The 14789-nt window shown below is 63.0% G+C and carries 14 protein-coding genes; 12 read left to right on the top strand and 2 right to left on the bottom strand.

Translation table 11 applies throughout. From position 1 onward, the window contains the following. Nucleotides 1-4: 4 nt before the first annotated feature. From JK208_RS11065 to JK208_RS11030, 8 genes are all read left to right on the top strand, one after another. On the top strand, nt 5-619 hold the full coding sequence (locus JK208_RS11065; RefSeq protein ID WP_211576225.1) for a regulatory protein RecX: 615 nt from the start codon (nt 5-7) through the stop codon (nt 617-619). Between the two features lie 2 nt (nt 620-621). Continuing rightward, nucleotides 622-1098, top strand: a complete 477-nt coding sequence (locus tag JK208_RS11060; protein WP_153430703.1) for a CHAP domain-containing protein — start codon at nt 622-624, stop codon at nt 1096-1098. Between the two features lie 82 nt (nt 1099-1180). Further along, on the top strand, nt 1181-1435 hold the full coding sequence (locus JK208_RS11055; RefSeq protein WP_211576223.1) for a twin-arginine translocase TatA/TatE family subunit: 255 nt from the start codon (nt 1181-1183) through the stop codon (nt 1433-1435). After that, entirely contained in the window at nt 1435-2061 is a 627-nt protein-coding gene (locus JK208_RS11050) for a methylthioribulose 1-phosphate dehydratase (protein ID WP_211576222.1), read from the top strand. The genes JK208_RS11055 and JK208_RS11050 overlap by 1 nt, the downstream gene beginning before the upstream one ends. A 2-nt stretch (nt 2062-2063) precedes the next feature. Next, nucleotides 2064-2609 carry an acireductone dioxygenase gene (locus JK208_RS11045; RefSeq protein ID WP_211576220.1) on the top strand — a complete coding sequence of 182 codons (546 nt, stop codon included), beginning with the start codon at nt 2064-2066 and terminating at the stop codon, nt 2607-2609. A 9-nt stretch (nt 2610-2618) separates the two neighbouring features. After that, complete coding sequence (gene mtnC / locus JK208_RS11040; RefSeq protein ID WP_211576219.1) at nt 2619-3302, top strand: acireductone synthase; 684 nt, start codon at nt 2619-2621, stop codon at nt 3300-3302. Then, nucleotides 3299-4222 (top strand): bifunctional riboflavin kinase/FAD synthetase, encoded by a 924-nt coding sequence (locus JK208_RS11035; RefSeq protein WP_211576216.1) that lies wholly within the window; start codon nt 3299-3301, stop codon nt 4220-4222. The genes mtnC and JK208_RS11035 overlap by 4 nt, the downstream gene beginning before the upstream one ends. A 211-nt stretch (nt 4223-4433) precedes the next feature. Beyond that, a complete protein-coding gene (locus tag JK208_RS11030) occupies nt 4434-6830 on the top strand; it encodes a TonB-dependent siderophore receptor (RefSeq protein WP_211576214.1) in 2397 nt (798 codons plus the stop codon). Here JK208_RS11030 and JK208_RS11025 read toward each other — a convergent pair. Together JK208_RS11025 and JK208_RS11020 are read right to left on the bottom strand one after the other, a co-directional pair. After that, nucleotides 6824-7603 carry a tetratricopeptide repeat protein gene (locus JK208_RS11025; protein ID WP_211576213.1) on the bottom strand — a complete coding sequence of 260 codons (780 nt, stop codon included), beginning with the start codon at nt 7601-7603 and terminating at the stop codon, nt 6824-6826. The two genes, JK208_RS11030 and JK208_RS11025, sit on opposite strands and share 7 nt — an antisense overlap. After that, entirely contained in the window at nt 7603-8562 is a 960-nt protein-coding gene (locus JK208_RS11020) for a TraB/GumN family protein (protein WP_349291983.1), read from the bottom strand. The genes JK208_RS11025 and JK208_RS11020 overlap by 1 nt, the downstream gene beginning before the upstream one ends. A 179-nt stretch (nt 8563-8741) precedes the next feature. Between JK208_RS11020 and ileS the strand changes: the two genes are divergently transcribed. From ileS to mutL, 4 genes are all read left to right on the top strand, one after another. Next, a complete protein-coding gene (gene ileS, locus JK208_RS11015) occupies nt 8742-11600 on the top strand; it encodes an isoleucine--tRNA ligase (RefSeq protein ID WP_211576209.1) in 2859 nt (952 codons plus the stop codon). After that, entirely contained in the window at nt 11600-12124 is a 525-nt protein-coding gene (lspA, locus tag JK208_RS11010; protein ID WP_211566397.1) for a signal peptidase II, read from the top strand. Before ileS ends, lspA begins: the two co-directional genes overlap by 1 nt. 77 nt (nt 12125-12201) lie before the next feature. After that, nucleotides 12202-12774: a DUF3035 domain-containing protein gene (locus JK208_RS11005; RefSeq protein WP_062030712.1), complete on the top strand. Its 573-nt coding sequence runs from the start codon at nt 12202-12204 to the stop codon at nt 12772-12774. 87 nt (nt 12775-12861) lie between these two features. Beyond that, the gene (mutL, locus tag JK208_RS11000; RefSeq protein ID WP_211576207.1) at nt 12862-14715 is read left to right on the top strand and encodes a DNA mismatch repair endonuclease MutL; all 1854 of its coding nucleotides are present in this window, start codon (nt 12862-12864) and stop codon (nt 14713-14715) included. The last annotated feature ends 74 nt before the right edge of the window (nt 14716-14789 follow it).

Raw genomic sequence — 14789 nt, 5'->3', positions numbered from 1 at the left:
CATCATGGAGGACAATCCCGCCCCGCCCCCCGTTCCGGATGCCGCGTCCCTGCGTGAGGCCGCGCTGGCACATCTCGCCCGCTTCGCCACGACCGAACAGGGTCTGCGTCAGGTGCTGGATCGCCGTCTGCGCCGCTGGGGCGTACGTGCGTCGCACGCCGGTCTGCCCAACGAAGACATCGAATCCGCCATCGCCGCCCTGCGCCCTGCCATCGATGGAATCGTCGCGTCCATGACCGATCTGGGCGCCGTGGACGATGCTGGGTTTGCCCGCAGCCGTGCCACCAGCCTGACCCGCACCGGCCGCTCCCGGCGCGCAGTGGAAGCGCATCTCGCCAACAAAGGCGTCGATCAGGAGACTGTCCGCGACGCCCTCAACGACTCGCTGGGCGAACGCTCGGACAGCAGTGCACGGGAAGCCGAACTCGCCGCCGCCCTCGTTCTGGCCCGCAAGCGTCGTCTCGGCCCGTTCCAGCGACCCGACCGCGAAGACGACGATTCTCTCAAGACCCTTGGAATCTTTGCCCGGAACGGCTTCTCCCGCGATGTCGCGCAGAGCGTGCTCGACATGGACCCCGAAGAGGCGGAAGACCGCATCATCGCCTTTCGGAGTCTGTGAGCATGACATCCCGCTTTCTGCCGCTCGGTCTTCTCGTGATGCTCGCGGCCTGTGGCAACCGCTACGAATACAGCCGTGCCAGCTTCAACGGCCCGCTGCAATGCGCGCCCTATGCCCGTGAACGCACCGGCCTGAAACTGAGCGGAAGTGCGGCTTCATGGTGGGGGCAGTCCAGTGGACGCTATGCCCACACCCATACGCCCCGTCCCGGAGAAGTGCTGGTTTTCCGCGCCACGTCCCGGGTTCCCAGCGGCCATGTCTCCATCGTGCGCCGACAGGTTTCAGACCGCACGATCCTCGTCGATCATGCCAACTGGGAGCCCGGCCGCATCGACCACGCCGTACCCGTGACGGATGTGTCGGCCCGCAATGACTGGACGCTGGTGCGGGTCTGGTGGGCGCCGGTTCATGGTCTGGGAAAGCGCGCTTACCCGACCTATGGCTTCATATCATCGCATGACAGTGACGATGCTTCCTGAGAGGAATGCTTGCACAATCGTCCAAGCCTTGCCACATGATGAGGCCTCGGGTGGATCCCCTCGCTTTTCGGAGTAACACACTATGGGTAGCATGAGCCCCGTTCACTGGCTGATTCTGGCGGTTGTCCTGCTCGTCGTGTTTGGCGGCGGCGGCAAGATCAGCGGCCTGATGGGAGACTTTGCGAAGGGCATCAAGTCCTTCAAGAAGAACATGGCCGACGATGAATCCATGACCGCGACGGACGCTCAGCAGGCTCCGGGTCATATTTCGCCGCCGAACCAGAACCCCGGCTACAGCCAGACGACCACCAGCGATACGCACCGCAATCAGGTCTGATGCAGAACCTCAAGGTTGATGAAAGCTGGGGCAATGCCAGCCGCCAGATCGTGCAGGCAGGCCAGCGGATGGACCAGCGCGGCTGGGTTCCGGCCACAGCGGGCAATCTGTCATGCCGTCTGCCGGATGGCCGGATCGCCATTACGCGCTCCGGTGGCCACAAAGGCTTCCTGACGGACAGCGACGTCATTGAGATCACGCCGGACGGCGTGCCGGTCGATCCAGCCAATCGCGCCAGCGCGGAAACGCTGTTGCACACGCAGCTTTACGCCCATGATCCCGCGATCGGCGCCGTTCTGCATGGCCATTCCGTCGCCGCGACCATCCTCTCCATGGATGAACCGTCCGACGCGATCACACTGGCAGGCTATGAAGTCCTCAAGGTTTTCGAGGGCCAGACGACCCACGACACAAGCCTTGAACTGCCCCTGTTCCACAACGATCAGGATATCGCCCGGCTGGCCACGGTCGTCGCACCAAAGCTCGGGGACATGCGCCTTGGCTATCTGATCCGTGGCCACGGCGTCTATGTCTGGGGCAAGGATATGTTCACGGCCTTGGCCCGCCTTGAGGGGCTTGAGTTCCTGCTGGCCTGCGAACTCGCCCGTTTGCAGAAAAAGGTCTGACCATGAGTCGCCTGACCGTCTATCGCGACGATGCCCCCGACACGATCCTGCTGGACGTCATCACGCCCGGCGAGATTGCGGAGACCCTGCGTCCCCACAATATCCGCTTTGACCGCTGGTCGGCTCCCGTAACACCGGCGCCGGACGCCCCGGCGGAAGAGGTTCTGGAGGCCTACCGCCCCTATCTCGACACGCTGATGGGCGAGACGGGCGCAGGCAGCGCGGATGTGGTGCGGATCAACGCGTCCACGCCGAACCTCCCGGAACTCCGGAAAAAGTTTCTGTCCGAACACACCCACAGCGAAGACGAAGTCCGTTTCTTCGTGCACGGGCAGGGCGCGTTCGTCCTGCATATCCGTGGGCGCGTCTATTCCGTTTTATGCACCCAAGGGGACCTGATCTCCGTTCCCGCAGGCATCCCGCACTGGTTCGACGCCGGGCCGAAGCCGGACGTGGTGGCCCTGCGCGTCTTCACCGACACGACCGGCTGGATCGCGCAATATACCGGCGATGACATCGCCAACCGCTTCCCCGCTAAAGTTCCCTGAAAGTCTCCCATGATCCGTCTCGTCCTGCTTGATATCGAGGGCACAACCCTGCCGATCTCTTTCGTGCGGGACGTCATGTTCCCCTATGCCGCGAAAGCCCTTCCGGCCTTGTTGCAGGATCACACGAACCCGACGGTCGTGGCGGCGCGGGCAGATATCGTTATGGAGTATCCGGGACAGGACCCGCTGAAAGTCTGTCAGGACTGGATGAAGGCGGATGTGAAGGCAGCCCCTCTCAAGACGCTTCAGGGCCTGACCTGGCGTCAGGGTTTCGAGGACGGCACTCTTCAGGCCGATCTGTACCCGGACGTCCCGCCCGCTCTGAAGGCATGGTCGAAAGGCGGCCTGCGTCTGGCCGTCTATTCCTCCGGCTCCATCCCATCCCAGAAACTGCTCTACGGTCATACGGCACAGGGCGATCTGACGCCTCTGTTCGAAGACTTCTTCGATCTTTCAACCGGCGGGAAAAAAGACGCAGCTTCCTACGAAAAGATCACGACCGCCGTCGGCCTACCTGCAGACGAAATTCTGTTCCTGTCCGATATCGGCGCAGAGCTGGACGCTGCCCGGACGGCGGGCATGAGCGTCTGCCAACTCGTTCGGGAACAGGACGGCACCGTCCCACATCCGGGTGTCGCGCAGGCCCCCGATCTGACTTCGGTCGCCAGTCAGTTCAGCTTGCCCGTCGCATGATCCTGCATACGGACTGGCGCAATATCCCTGCCTCCGCCCGTAATACGGTGGCAGCGCTTGGCAATTTCGATGGCGTGCATCGCGGCCATGTCCACCTTCTCGACACATTGCGGATGGCTCGGCCCGATCATCCACTCTCCGTCGTCACGTTCGACCCGCATCCCCGCACGCTATTCCGCCCGCAGGACCCGCCGTTCCGCCTGATGCTGCCGGATGTCCGCGCCGCAGCCCTCGGCGGGCAGGGCGTTGAACATGTCTTTCAGATCCCATTCGATGCGGAATTCTCCCGTCTGAGCGCCGAGCAGTTCGTGAATGATGTTCTCGTGAGCGGCCTGAGGGTGGCGCATGTCGCCTGTGGCGCGGATTTCGCCTTCGGCCATCGCCGACACGGCAATATCGACCGTCTTGAGGCGCTTCTCGTGCCACACGGAATCGGCCTGACCATCGTGCCGCAGCTTGTCGATGAGGGCGGCCCGATCTCCTCCAGCCGCATCCGTCGCCTGTTGCAGGAAGGCTATCCCGAGCGCGCCGCCGAGGAACTCGGTCGTCCGTGGAGCATCACCGGTCCCGTCATGCACGGTGACCAGCGCGGGCGTCTTCTCGGCTTCCCGACCGCCAATATCCCCCTGACCCAGCATCTCGAACCCGCGCGCGGCGTCTATGCCGCCCGCGTTACCTTACCTGATGGCCGGGTGATCCCCGGTGTCGCCAATATCGGCCGTCGTCCCACGATCAATGACGGTCGGGAAAGCCGCCTCGAAGTCCATCTCTTCGATTTCAACGAAGACCTATACGGCCAGACCCTCAGCGTTGCCCTGATTACGCTACTGCGTGAGGAAAAGCGGTTCTCCGGTCTGGACGAACTCAAAGCCCAGATTGCCGCTGATGCCGCGCAGGCCCGCGCCATTTTGGCCAACTGAGTCTTCTTCTCAATCACCTGAACCTCGATGGACCGCGGCCCTTCTCCGTTTTCGGGGAAGGGCTTTTTCTGTATGACATTGTGTGTCATTTCGGTCACTTTCCTAAAGAGAGAATGAGAATCCTTCGCATTTTTGCGGAATCTGTATTGAGAATAATTCTCAATAAATCTTTAAGGACAGCATCAGTTTTCGTTTGCAGGATCGTGATCCGATGTCGTCCAGACTACCTCGCCCTCCTCTGGGCCCGCTCTCTCTGGCCGCTGGTCTGACGTTTGTCTGTACCGCAGCCCATGCCCAGCAGACTGATGCCCGGCATCATCACAAGGGTCGCCGTCAGCCCGTTTCCAAAAATACCGTACTCCCGCCGCAGGCCGCCAAATCCGCAGTCCCGAAGAGTGCAACACCCACTCCGAAAACGGCGGATAACAGCATCAGCGCCGCCCCCGGTGAGGACGAGCATCTTCAGGTTCTGGGCTCGCCCATGAACATCCTGCACGAGACCATGGGTCTGAGCCGGATGCCGGAAGATGCGCTGCATACGCCGCAGACGATCAACATCGTCCCCCAGCTTCTGATGCAGCAGCAGAACGTCAAATCCCTCGACGAAGCCCTGCGTAACGTGCCGGGCATCACAGCCTCCGTCGGTGAGGGCGAGGGCGGCATGGCGGGCGACCAGTTCCTTATCCGCGGCTTTCAGGCCCAGAACGATATTTACGAGAACGGCCTGCGCGATTTCGGCGTCTATACCCGCGACAGCTTCGATTACGATCATGTCTCGGTCATCAAGGGGCCGTCTTCCGAAGTCTTCGGTAATGGCACGACGGGGGGCGCCATCAACATCACCACCAAGGTCGCCCATCTCGGCGACAGCTATGGGGGCAGCTTCTCGGGAGGCTCGGCGGACTACTACCGGGGCACGCTCGATTTCAACAAACAGATCGGGGACTCCACGGCCATCCGCATCACCGGCATGGGCAACGAGAACAACACGGTTGGCCGCGACAACGTCTATTCGCATCGCTGGGGCATCGCGCCGTCGATTGCGTTCGGCCTGGGCAAGCGCACGACGTTTACGCTGGAATATTTCCATCAGACGGACAACCGCGTGCCGGACTATGGCGTGCCGGTCGTGACCAAGCCGGGTACGCGGATTGCAAAGCCCCTGACGGAATACGGCCTGAACCGCAACAACTGGTACGGCACGACCTACGATCAGGATGCTTCGAACGTGGACATGCTAACAGGCCGTCTGAAATTCGACCTGAACAAGCATATCACGCTGTATGACGACCTGCGCGGCGGCATGTACAGCCGGTATTTCTCCGCTTCACAGCCCGGCTGCGATACAACCTGCGTGGCCAATTATTTCAACAACCCCGAGGCGGCGACCATCAACCGGCGCGGCCATCTGGGCGGCCCAGAGCCCTACCAGCAGGACGACTGGTCCGTGCAGAACGTCTTTTCGGGCGTTGCAAAATTCTCCACAGGCAGCATCCGCCATCAGATCATCGCAGGCGTCGACGTCGCGCATATCTATGACCGGCGCACCAACTACGCCTATAATTTCAATGGCCAGAACGGTACGCGGACCGACACGACAAGCCTGACCAATCCTTCTGCCACGCAGCCCGGCCTGCTGCTCGGCACGCTTGGCCAGTATAGCGGCACACTCGTCAACATCCCCGGTGTCGGCCGTGCGCTTTACAAGACGGGCGATGCGACCGACGTGGGCGCGTTCTTCTCCGAACAGGTCTGGCTTCTGCCCGAGTTCTCGATCCGTGGCGGTTTCCGCTGGGATCACTGGAACAGCCATTATTCGGCCAATGGCGGGATGGTCGGCGCAGGTGTGGCCTACGGACAGCAGCAGGACACGTTCAATCCGACCGTCAGCCTGATGTACACGCCGACCAGCGATCTCATGGTCTATTTCAACTGGGCGCAGTCCACCACGCCGCTAGGCCTGTATGTGACGAACAGCTCCGAACCCCTGAAGTCCTCGACGCAGGGGTTCAGTCCCGAACGTAGCAGCCTGTACGAACTGGGCGCGAAGTATAACGCCTTCCACGGCCGCATGGGCTTTACGGCCTCCGTGTTCCGTCTGGAGAAGGGCAACGCCCTCATGACCGATCCTTCGACCGGGGATGTGTCGTCCTCCAGCGATCGCCAACGAAATCAGGGTGTCGAACTCAGCGTCTCGGGCGAGATTCTGAAGAACTGGACGATGATCGGCACCTACGCCTATTACGACGCTACGACCGTCTGGTCCCAGACGGCGGCCGATCTCGGCAAGCGTATCCAGTACGCCCCGAAAAACTCGGCCACGATCTGGTCCACCTACACGATCGCGCCCAACCGCCCGTGGAATGTCACGTTCGGTGGTGGCCTGACATGGCGTGATGGCGTGTATCTGAATGCCGCCAATACGGGCTGGGTGCCTGCGACCATGGAGTGGGATGCCGTCGTCTCGCATAATTTCGGCAAGCACTGGCGCGTGGCCATGAACGGCTACAACCTGGACAACCGCCTGAACTACAGCAACCTGTTCAGCGACCGCGCCACCCCGTCCGTCGGCCGCTCTTTCCTCTTCAATCTTTCGGCGAATTACTGAGCCGAAACAGCCTCGCCTGAAGGAGAAATTCCCATCTCTTTCAGGCGCTCACGGACCCGCTCCAGCAGGTCCGCATCGCCCTGCTGCCCCAGCGCCGTGAGCTTCTGGTCCATCGCCAGCAGGATGTCGGACGTCGCATCCACAACAGCCTGACGCCACCAGCCCAGCGCCTCTTCGACCTTCCCGGCATCCACGAGCGCCGTCGCGTAATTATGCTGCCCCCGGTAATCGCCGCCCTCGGCTGACTTGCGGTACCAGTCCAGCGCCGCTGCCCGGTCCTGCGGCACGACCCAGCCTTCTTCCAGAAACCGCGCATAGAGGTTCATGGATTTCGCATGACCATGACCGGCGGCCGTGCGGAACAGATCCAGAGCCCGCGGCAGATCCGCTTCCATGCCGATCCCGCGCATGGTGAGGATGCCCAGATTATACCGGCCCCATTCGTCGCCCGCAGCGGCGGCGGCGGTGTAACATTGCGCCGCCTGTTGCAGATCCTTCTCGCAACCCCAGCCGAACTGGAAACACCGGCCGCGCATGTTGTGCCCTGGCCCGAACCCGGCACTGGCCGCGATCGTGAACCACTCCAGCGCCCCCGCCGGATCGCGCGGAACATGCACGCTGTCCAGCAGCACCTGCCCCCATTGCACGATCTGAAGATGCTGCCCCTTCAGCGCCCCCTGCCGGATCTCCTCGATCTGCGGCGGCAGCACAGGAGCCTCAGGACGACGGGGGCGGGCTTTGCGGCCCAGAAATTTCCGAACGATCCGCTTCATCAGAGTGCCGGAACGATCTGCTGGACCGTGAACCCGTCTTTCCGCAGAAGGGCAGGTAATCCCTGCGGCCGCGCCATATGAAGGGAGCCCACCGCCACGAACAGCGAGGTTCCGCTTTCATGGATCTTTGCAATTTTTGCAGCCATTCCGACATTCCGATCGTCCAGAAGGCGCGACATGAAGCGCCGTTCCTGCGCGGTGTTCAGACAGTCACACCAATCCCGGTACGCATCCAGCCGCTTCACGTCACTGGACGCCCACATTTCCGCAAGCCGCCGGTTTTCGGCCTGTGTCTTGCCCGATGATACGCCCTTGACGATGTCGTCGATGAACGCATCTTCATCCGCCTGATCCGGCCCGATCAGCAGATCACGCTGCATCTGCACCGTCTCCAAGCCGATCAGCGGTTTTTTCAGACTGCCTGCCATGCCCTGAAGCACGGCATCCACGGCATAATCCGGATAATATCCATCCCCGCGTGCCGAAAGCGCCTCGACGCCCGCTGCTTCGACGCCCACAGCCACATGGGCGAACGCCGCACTCGGCACACATTGCTGATCCATGAGCGCATCCACTTTCGCCTTGCGTCCGGACTGCACGAGATGCGCCCAGCGCGCCGCATCTTCGGGCTGACGCAGGCTGGTTGCGGTCTCGGGAGCGTTCAGATCAAGTTCCAGCGCGACCTCGCTGCTGTGCAGGATCGCAGCGCGCGTCAGCGGACCGGGCATCAGCCAGTCCTGCTTCGCGACATGCAGCGTCCCGTACAGCCAGGACGAATGCCCGTCCTTCGTCACTTTCCACAAAAAGCCCCGGTCCGGAGCCGTCCTGAACATCTGCCCCATCCGGGCCTTGTCCGGCACACTTGCCGCCGCCGGACAGCGGGGCGCCTGCGCGAAGGCTCCCGTGCAGAAAACCAGCACAAGCCCTGCAACAGACTGGAAAAGACGATGTGACCGCACGGATCTGCCTTCTGAAAAAAGCGCCATATCTCGCATCATCCGCCAGTCCCGCTGTCCCGGCAACCCGCTTTGAGACGCCCCTGCATTGCTGCCGTCCTCAACCCTGGACTTGACCGGATTGGCTCCCGATCTCCATATGGTCCCCCTTAGTGTGAATGACCGAAACTGGCCCGTCTCCCATGTCCGATAAGACTCCCGATCCTTCCGTCGCCGCATTCAAGGAGCAGCAGGACCGCTACCGCGATACCGTGTTCCTTCCCCGCACCGGCTTTCCGATGCGCGGCGGCCTGCCCAAGCGCGAGCCCGAGACGCTCGCCCGCTGGGCCGAGACGGGACTGGACGACCGGATCCGCGAAGCCGGGAAGGGACGTCCCGTCTTCACGCTGCATGACGGCCCTCCCTACGCCAACGGTCATATTCACATCGGACACGCCCTGAACAAGGTGATGAAGGACGTGGTCAATCGCGCCCATCGCATGTCGGGCTACGAGGTCCGTTATCTTCCGGGCTGGGACTGTCACGGCCTGCCGATCGAATGGCGGATCGAGGAACAGTACCGCAAGGCGGGCAAGGACAAGGACCAGGTCCCCCTGCTCCAGTTCCGCGCCGAGTGCCGCCAGTACGCTGCCGAATGGGTCCAGAAACAGGCCGAAGACTTCAAGCGCATCGGCGTACAGGCCGAATGGGCCAACCGCTACGTGACGATGGACTTCAGCTCCGAAGCCAAGATCGTCGACGAAATCGGCAAGTTTCTGCTCAATGGCAGCCTTTATCGCGGCCTGCGCCCCGTCATGTGGAGCCCGGTCGAGAAAACTGCCCTGGCCGAAGCCGAAATCGAATATCACGACATCGACTCCACCACGATTTTTGTGGCCTTCCCGGTCATCAAGGACCCGACACCCGCCCATGCCCTGAGCGGCGTCTCCGCCGTCATCTGGACAACCACGCCCTGGACCATCCCGGCCAATCGCGCGCTCGCTTATGGCCCGGATATCACCTATGTCGTCCTGCGCATCGACGAAACAAACGAAAACAGCATCGTCCCGCAGGGCGCAAAGCTGCTGGTGGCCGAAGACCGTGTGGAAGCCTTCTGCACGGAAGCGGGCATCATAGCCCATCACACGCTCTACACCCTGCCCGGCACCGCCCTCGAAGGCGCGGTCTGCGCCCATCCGCTGCGTGGCCGTGGGTATGAATATGACGTGCCGATGCTGCCGGGCGAGTTCGTCACGACCGATGCCGGTACGGGCCTTGTCCACATGGCGCCGTCGCATGGTCAGGACGACTTTGCACTCTGCCGCCAATACGGCATCGAAGTCCCCGAGCTGGTGGAAGACGATGGCCGTTACGCGCCGTGGGTTCCGCATCTGGCTGGCATCCATGTTTTCAAGGCTGCCGATCCGGTTTGCGACCTGCTGACGGAAGCCCGCCAGTCCGCCGAACATGACGATGCGGCCGCCACCGGCCTCATGGCCCGCGGCTCGGTCCGCCATTCCTATCCGCATTCCTGGCGCTCCAGAGCCCCGATCATTTTTCGCGCCACGCCGCAATGGTTCATCGCGATGGATGGCGAGACGAAGCTGCGCGAAAAATCTCTCAGCGCGCTGGACAACGTCACCTTCGTCCCCGAAGCGGCCCGCCGCCGCCTCACGTCCATGATCGAACAGCGTCCGGACTGGTGCATCTCCCGCCAGCGCGCCTGGGGTGTGCCGATTGCGGTGTTCGTCGAGAAGCGCACCGGCGAGGTCCTGCGCGATGTCGCCGTCATGCAGCGCATTGTCGACGCCTTCCGTGAGAAAGGTGCCGATGTCTGGTATGAAGCTGACCCGGCCGTGTTCCTCGGCGCCGACCGCAATCCCGCCGATTACGAACAGGTCTTCGACATCGTGGACGTCTGGTTCGAAAGCGGCTCGTCCCATCGCTTCGATCTGGGGCAGGAGGGGCTGAACTTCCCCGCCGATGTCTATCTTGAAGGCTCCGACCAGCATCGCGGCTGGTTCCAGTCCTCCCTGCTGGAAAGCGTCGGCACGATGGGTGTTGCGCCCTACAAGGCGCTCGTGACCAACGGTTTCGTCATGGACGAGCAGGGCCGCAAGATGTCCAAGTCTCTGGGCAATGTCGTGGCCCCGTCTGACGTGACGGACAGTCTCGGCGCGGACATCCTGCGTCTGTGGGTCCTGAACTCCGACACGAACGAAGACCTTCGCATCGGACAGGAAATCCTCAAGCAGCAGGGCGAGCTTTACCGCCGTCTGCGCAACACGCTGCGCTGGCTCCTTGGTGCGCTCGATGGCTTCACGGCCGAAGAGGCTGTTCCTTACGCCGATCTGCCGCCCCTGGAGCAGTATATCCTGCACCGCCTGTCCGAACTGCGCGGCCTGATTTCCAGCGCGGTTGAGACGCATCAGTGGGTGGGCGTCTATCCGGCACTGCACGGGTTCTGCACCACCGACCTCTCGGCGTTCTATTTCGACATTCGCAAGGATGCGATCTATTGCGACGCCACATCCGATCCGACGCGCCGTGCGGCCCGCACGGTTCTGGACGTCCTGCACCGCGCGCTTTGCACCTGGCTGGCCCCTGTTCTGGTTTTCACGGCAGAAGAAGCCTGGCAGGCTCGCTTCGGCGAGGAAGACAGCGTGCATCTCGCCCAGTTCTTCGAGCCGGACGTCGAATGGAACGACCCCGAACTTGGCAACCGCTGGGAAGACATCCGTGCCTATCGCCGCCTTGTCACGACCGAGCTGGAAACGGCCCGCCGCGATGGCACGATCGGCTCCTCACTCGAAGCTAGCGTCACGTTGCCGCTGTCGCAGGAAGAAGCCGGAATTCTGGGTGGTCTCGACTGGGCCGAACTTCTCATCACGTCCCATGCCGAAACAGAACTGCTGCCGGGCGACACGGCTCATGGCGGCCCTCAGGTCGAGCGTGCGCCGGGCCATAAATGCGCCCGCTGCTGGAAAGTCCTGCCGGAAGTCGGGGAAGACGCCGAACATCCAGCCCTGTGCCGCCGCTGCATCGATGTGGTGAGCGCCTGATGTCCCTGTGGCATGACGGTATGAGCCGTACGGGGCGCATGGTTCTGGGCTTCGCTCTGCTGGTTCTGGTTCTCGTTCTGGATCAGGCCAGCAAGGACTGGATCCTGTATGTCTATCATCTGCCGGATCGTGGCTCGGTCGAGATCCTGCCGTTCCTGAACTTCACGATGGTCTGGAACCATGCCGTGACCTTCGGCATGTTCGGCGGCCTCGGCAGCCGGGGGCCGTGGATTTTCTGCGCGGTCTCGCTGATTGCGGTGGGGCTTCTGGTCTGGACCCTGACGCGGACGAAGCGCACGCTGGTGGCGGCGTCCTGTGGTGCGATCGCCGGGGGCGCCATCGGCAATGTCATCGACCGCCTGCGTTATGGCGCGGTCGTGGATTTCCTGCACGCCCATGCGTTCGGCTGGTCCTGGTATGTCTTCAATGTCGCGGATTCCGGGATCGTCTGTGGCGTCATTGTCTGGTTGATCGACTCCCTTCTTGCCGAACGTCAGGCCGCCAGAGCGTCGAACGCGAAGTGATACGCTGGCGGAACTTGTTTCCACGCTCTGCTCCGGCCTTGCTCCCGCGCCGCGCGGACTGTAGGAGTGTTCCAATCATGATCGCGTCCCAGGGGCCCTCCATGCGTCGTAACCGTCTTTTCGTTGCCCGTCTCAGTGTCCAGATGGGTGCCATGGCTTCCGTCGGCCTGCTGCTTTCGGGCTGCTCGGGCGCCGATGTCTCCCGCGCGATCGGTCTCGAACGGGCCATGCCCGACGAGTACACCGTCACAACCCGCGCCCCGCTCTCCATGCCGCCTTCCGAGCAGATGCAGCTCCCCGGCGCGGCGGATGCCCATCGCCCGGACGAAAGCCCGCGCATGCAGGCGCTCGAAACGCTCTCGCCGGACACGGCCCTGCACCCGGATTCCGGTAAGGGCAGCACGGGGCAGACCGCACTGGTCGGACAGGTGGACAAGTCCGCCAATGCGCCGAACAATGCCGAACTCGGCGCGGCCGATGCGGGTTTTGTGGACAATCTGATGTTCTGGAAAGGCGGCAATGCCGGGTCCGTCGTCGATGGTGACGGCGAAAACCGTCGCATCCGCGAGAACTCGGCTCTGGGCCGTAACCCCGCAACGGGCGCCACCCCGACGGTCCGCAAGAAGAAAGCCTTTCTCGGCGTTCTCTGAGTACGCTCGTTCCTTCCGCTCTCTGATGGGGCGCAAGGAACGGCCCTGTCTGCCGTCCGGCTCCAGTCCGGACGATGAGGAGGCATCGTGACCGAGGCCCCGTCCTTTCCCCACCCCCCGAGCCGCCCCACAATCCGTCGCCTGTCCGGTCATGTCATCGACCTGATCGCAGCGGGCGAGGTCATCGAACGTCCCGCCGCCGCGCTCAAGGAACTGGTCGAAAACGCTATCGATGCTGGTGCAACCCGCATTGTGGTCGCGCTGCGTGCAGGCGGGACGGACCGGATCGACGTCACTGATAATGGCTGCGGCATGAGCCGCGTCGAACTGGAACTGGCGGTCGAGCGGCACTGCACGTCCAAACTTCTGGACGATCATCTCGTCCAGATCCGGACGCTCGGGTTCCGGGGGGAGGCGCTGCCCTCCATCGGCGCCAGCGCGCGCCTCTCCATCACGTCACGGACGCCGGAGTCCGATACCGCCTGGTGCATCCGCGTGGACGGCGGTGTCATCACCCCGCCGCAGCCCGCCTCTGGCCCGGTCGGTACGCGCATCGTTGTGACGGACCTGTTCTTCGCCACCCCGGCGCGGCGCAAGTTTCTCAAGAGCGCGCGCGTTGAGAGCGGCCATGCCGAGTCCGTCATGCGACGGCTGGCCCTGTCCGCGCCCCATTGCGCCATGCGTGTCCTGCTGGACGACAAGGTCCTGTTCGACCTGCCCGAACAGAGTCCGATCAGTCGTGCGGCCTCCATTCTCGACACCACGCCTGATACGCTGATCCCGCTGGATGAACAGCGAGGGGCCGTGCGTCTGTCCGGTTTTGCCTGTGGTCCGGCCCGGACCCGCGCCACCGGATCGGGGCAGTTCATTCTGGTCAACAACCGCCCGGTGACGGACCCGATGCTCCGCACCGCCATTCGCGTGGCCTATCGTCCCGTCATCGAGCGCGGCCGCTTCCCGGTCATGGCGCTGCATCTTAAAGTGCCGCTGGAACGGCTGGACGTGAACGTCCATCCCGCCAAGACGGAACTGCGTTTCGCCGATGAAGCCGAAATCCGCTCCCTCGTGATCGGCGGTCTGGGCCGGGCGCTGGGGCATGGCTCGAAGGGCGGAGGCGGCATCCATGCGAGCTTCGCCCCGCGGCCTTCCATCGTCTATCCGCCCCGCCCGCCGGAACCCCGCGAGACGGTGACGTCGCTCCCGTTACAGACCACTCAGCCCACGGCCTCAGCGCCCCAAACCCCGCAAGCCGCCTCCCGTCAGGGTTTCGCAGAAACGGACCCGGCTTTCGCTCCTGCCGCCCGTGCCCCGCAGCAGCCCGAGGCGCTCGATCCGGCATTTCCGCTCGGCGCGTCCATCGCGCAGGTTTTCGACACCTACATTCTCGCGCTCGCACCCGATGGCGACCTGATCCTCGTGGACCAGCATGCTGCTCATGAACGCCTGACCCATGAGCGCCTGCGCGAACAATATGCGAGCGGTGGCACTTTGCGCGCGCAGGCCCTGCTCCTGCCCGAAGTGGTGGACCTGCCCCGCCGCGAGGCTGAAGCGCTCATGGCGCGGGCGGAGGATCTCGCCAAACTCGGGATCGACCTTGAGTCTTTCGGTCCCGGCAGTGTTCTGCTGCGCTCGGTTCCAGCCCTTTTGGGCGCGAAGGACATTCAGGGTCTCCTGAAGGACGTTGCCGACGAACTGGCCAGCGATCCGGATCTGGACGCTGCTAATACGGGAAGTTTCGCCCATCATCTGGACGCCATTCTCGCTCGGATGGCCTGTCATGGCAGTATTCGTGCAGGTCGTCGGCTAAAGCCCGAAGAAATGGATGCTCTGCTGCGAGAGATGGAACGGACACCGCGCGCCAATACCTGCTCGCATGGACGGCCGACATGGCTTCGATTGACACGACGGGAACTTGAACGTCTCTTTGGACGCGTAAAATAACACGTAGGGTTGAAGAGTGGTTTCTTGCAGCCCCATGTTAGGACCAGCGGCGATCACGTTGCCGGCAGGAAAGA

It is taken from the genome of Gluconobacter sp. Dm-74 (assembly GCF_018256135.1).
In the GTDB taxonomy this organism is placed as follows: domain Bacteria; phylum Pseudomonadota; class Alphaproteobacteria; order Acetobacterales; family Acetobacteraceae; genus Gluconobacter; species Gluconobacter cadivus.
The sequence above is the reverse complement of the archived record's forward strand: the minus strand, read 5'-3'. Positions and strand labels throughout refer to the sequence as shown.

Excerpts from the sequence above, each read along its gene's own strand:
- JK208_RS11065 (WP_211576225.1), top strand. The coding sequence starts at position 5 with ATGGAGGACAATCCCGCCCCGCCCCCCGTTCCGGATGCCGCGTCCCTG.
- JK208_RS11060 (WP_153430703.1), top strand. The coding sequence starts at position 622 with ATGACATCCCGCTTTCTGCCGCTCGGTCTTCTCGTGATGCTCGCGGCC.
- JK208_RS11055 (WP_211576223.1), top strand. The coding sequence starts at position 1,181 with ATGGGTAGCATGAGCCCCGTTCACTGGCTGATTCTGGCGGTTGTCCTG.
- JK208_RS11050 (WP_211576222.1), top strand. The coding sequence starts at position 1,435 with ATGCAGAACCTCAAGGTTGATGAAAGCTGGGGCAATGCCAGCCGCCAG.
- JK208_RS11045 (WP_211576220.1), top strand. The coding sequence starts at position 2,064 with ATGAGTCGCCTGACCGTCTATCGCGACGATGCCCCCGACACGATCCTG.
- mtnC (WP_211576219.1), top strand. The coding sequence starts at position 2,619 with ATGATCCGTCTCGTCCTGCTTGATATCGAGGGCACAACCCTGCCGATC.
- JK208_RS11035 (WP_211576216.1), top strand. The coding sequence starts at position 3,299 with ATGATCCTGCATACGGACTGGCGCAATATCCCTGCCTCCGCCCGTAAT.
- JK208_RS11030 (WP_211576214.1), top strand. The coding sequence starts at position 4,434 with ATGTCGTCCAGACTACCTCGCCCTCCTCTGGGCCCGCTCTCTCTGGCC.
- JK208_RS11025 (WP_211576213.1), bottom strand. The coding sequence starts at position 7,603 with ATGAAGCGGATCGTTCGGAAATTTCTGGGCCGCAAAGCCCGCCCCCGT.
- ileS (WP_211576209.1), top strand. The coding sequence starts at position 8,742 with ATGTCCGATAAGACTCCCGATCCTTCCGTCGCCGCATTCAAGGAGCAG.
- lspA (WP_211566397.1), top strand. The coding sequence starts at position 11,600 with ATGTCCCTGTGGCATGACGGTATGAGCCGTACGGGGCGCATGGTTCTG.
- JK208_RS11005 (WP_062030712.1), top strand. The coding sequence starts at position 12,202 with ATGATCGCGTCCCAGGGGCCCTCCATGCGTCGTAACCGTCTTTTCGTT.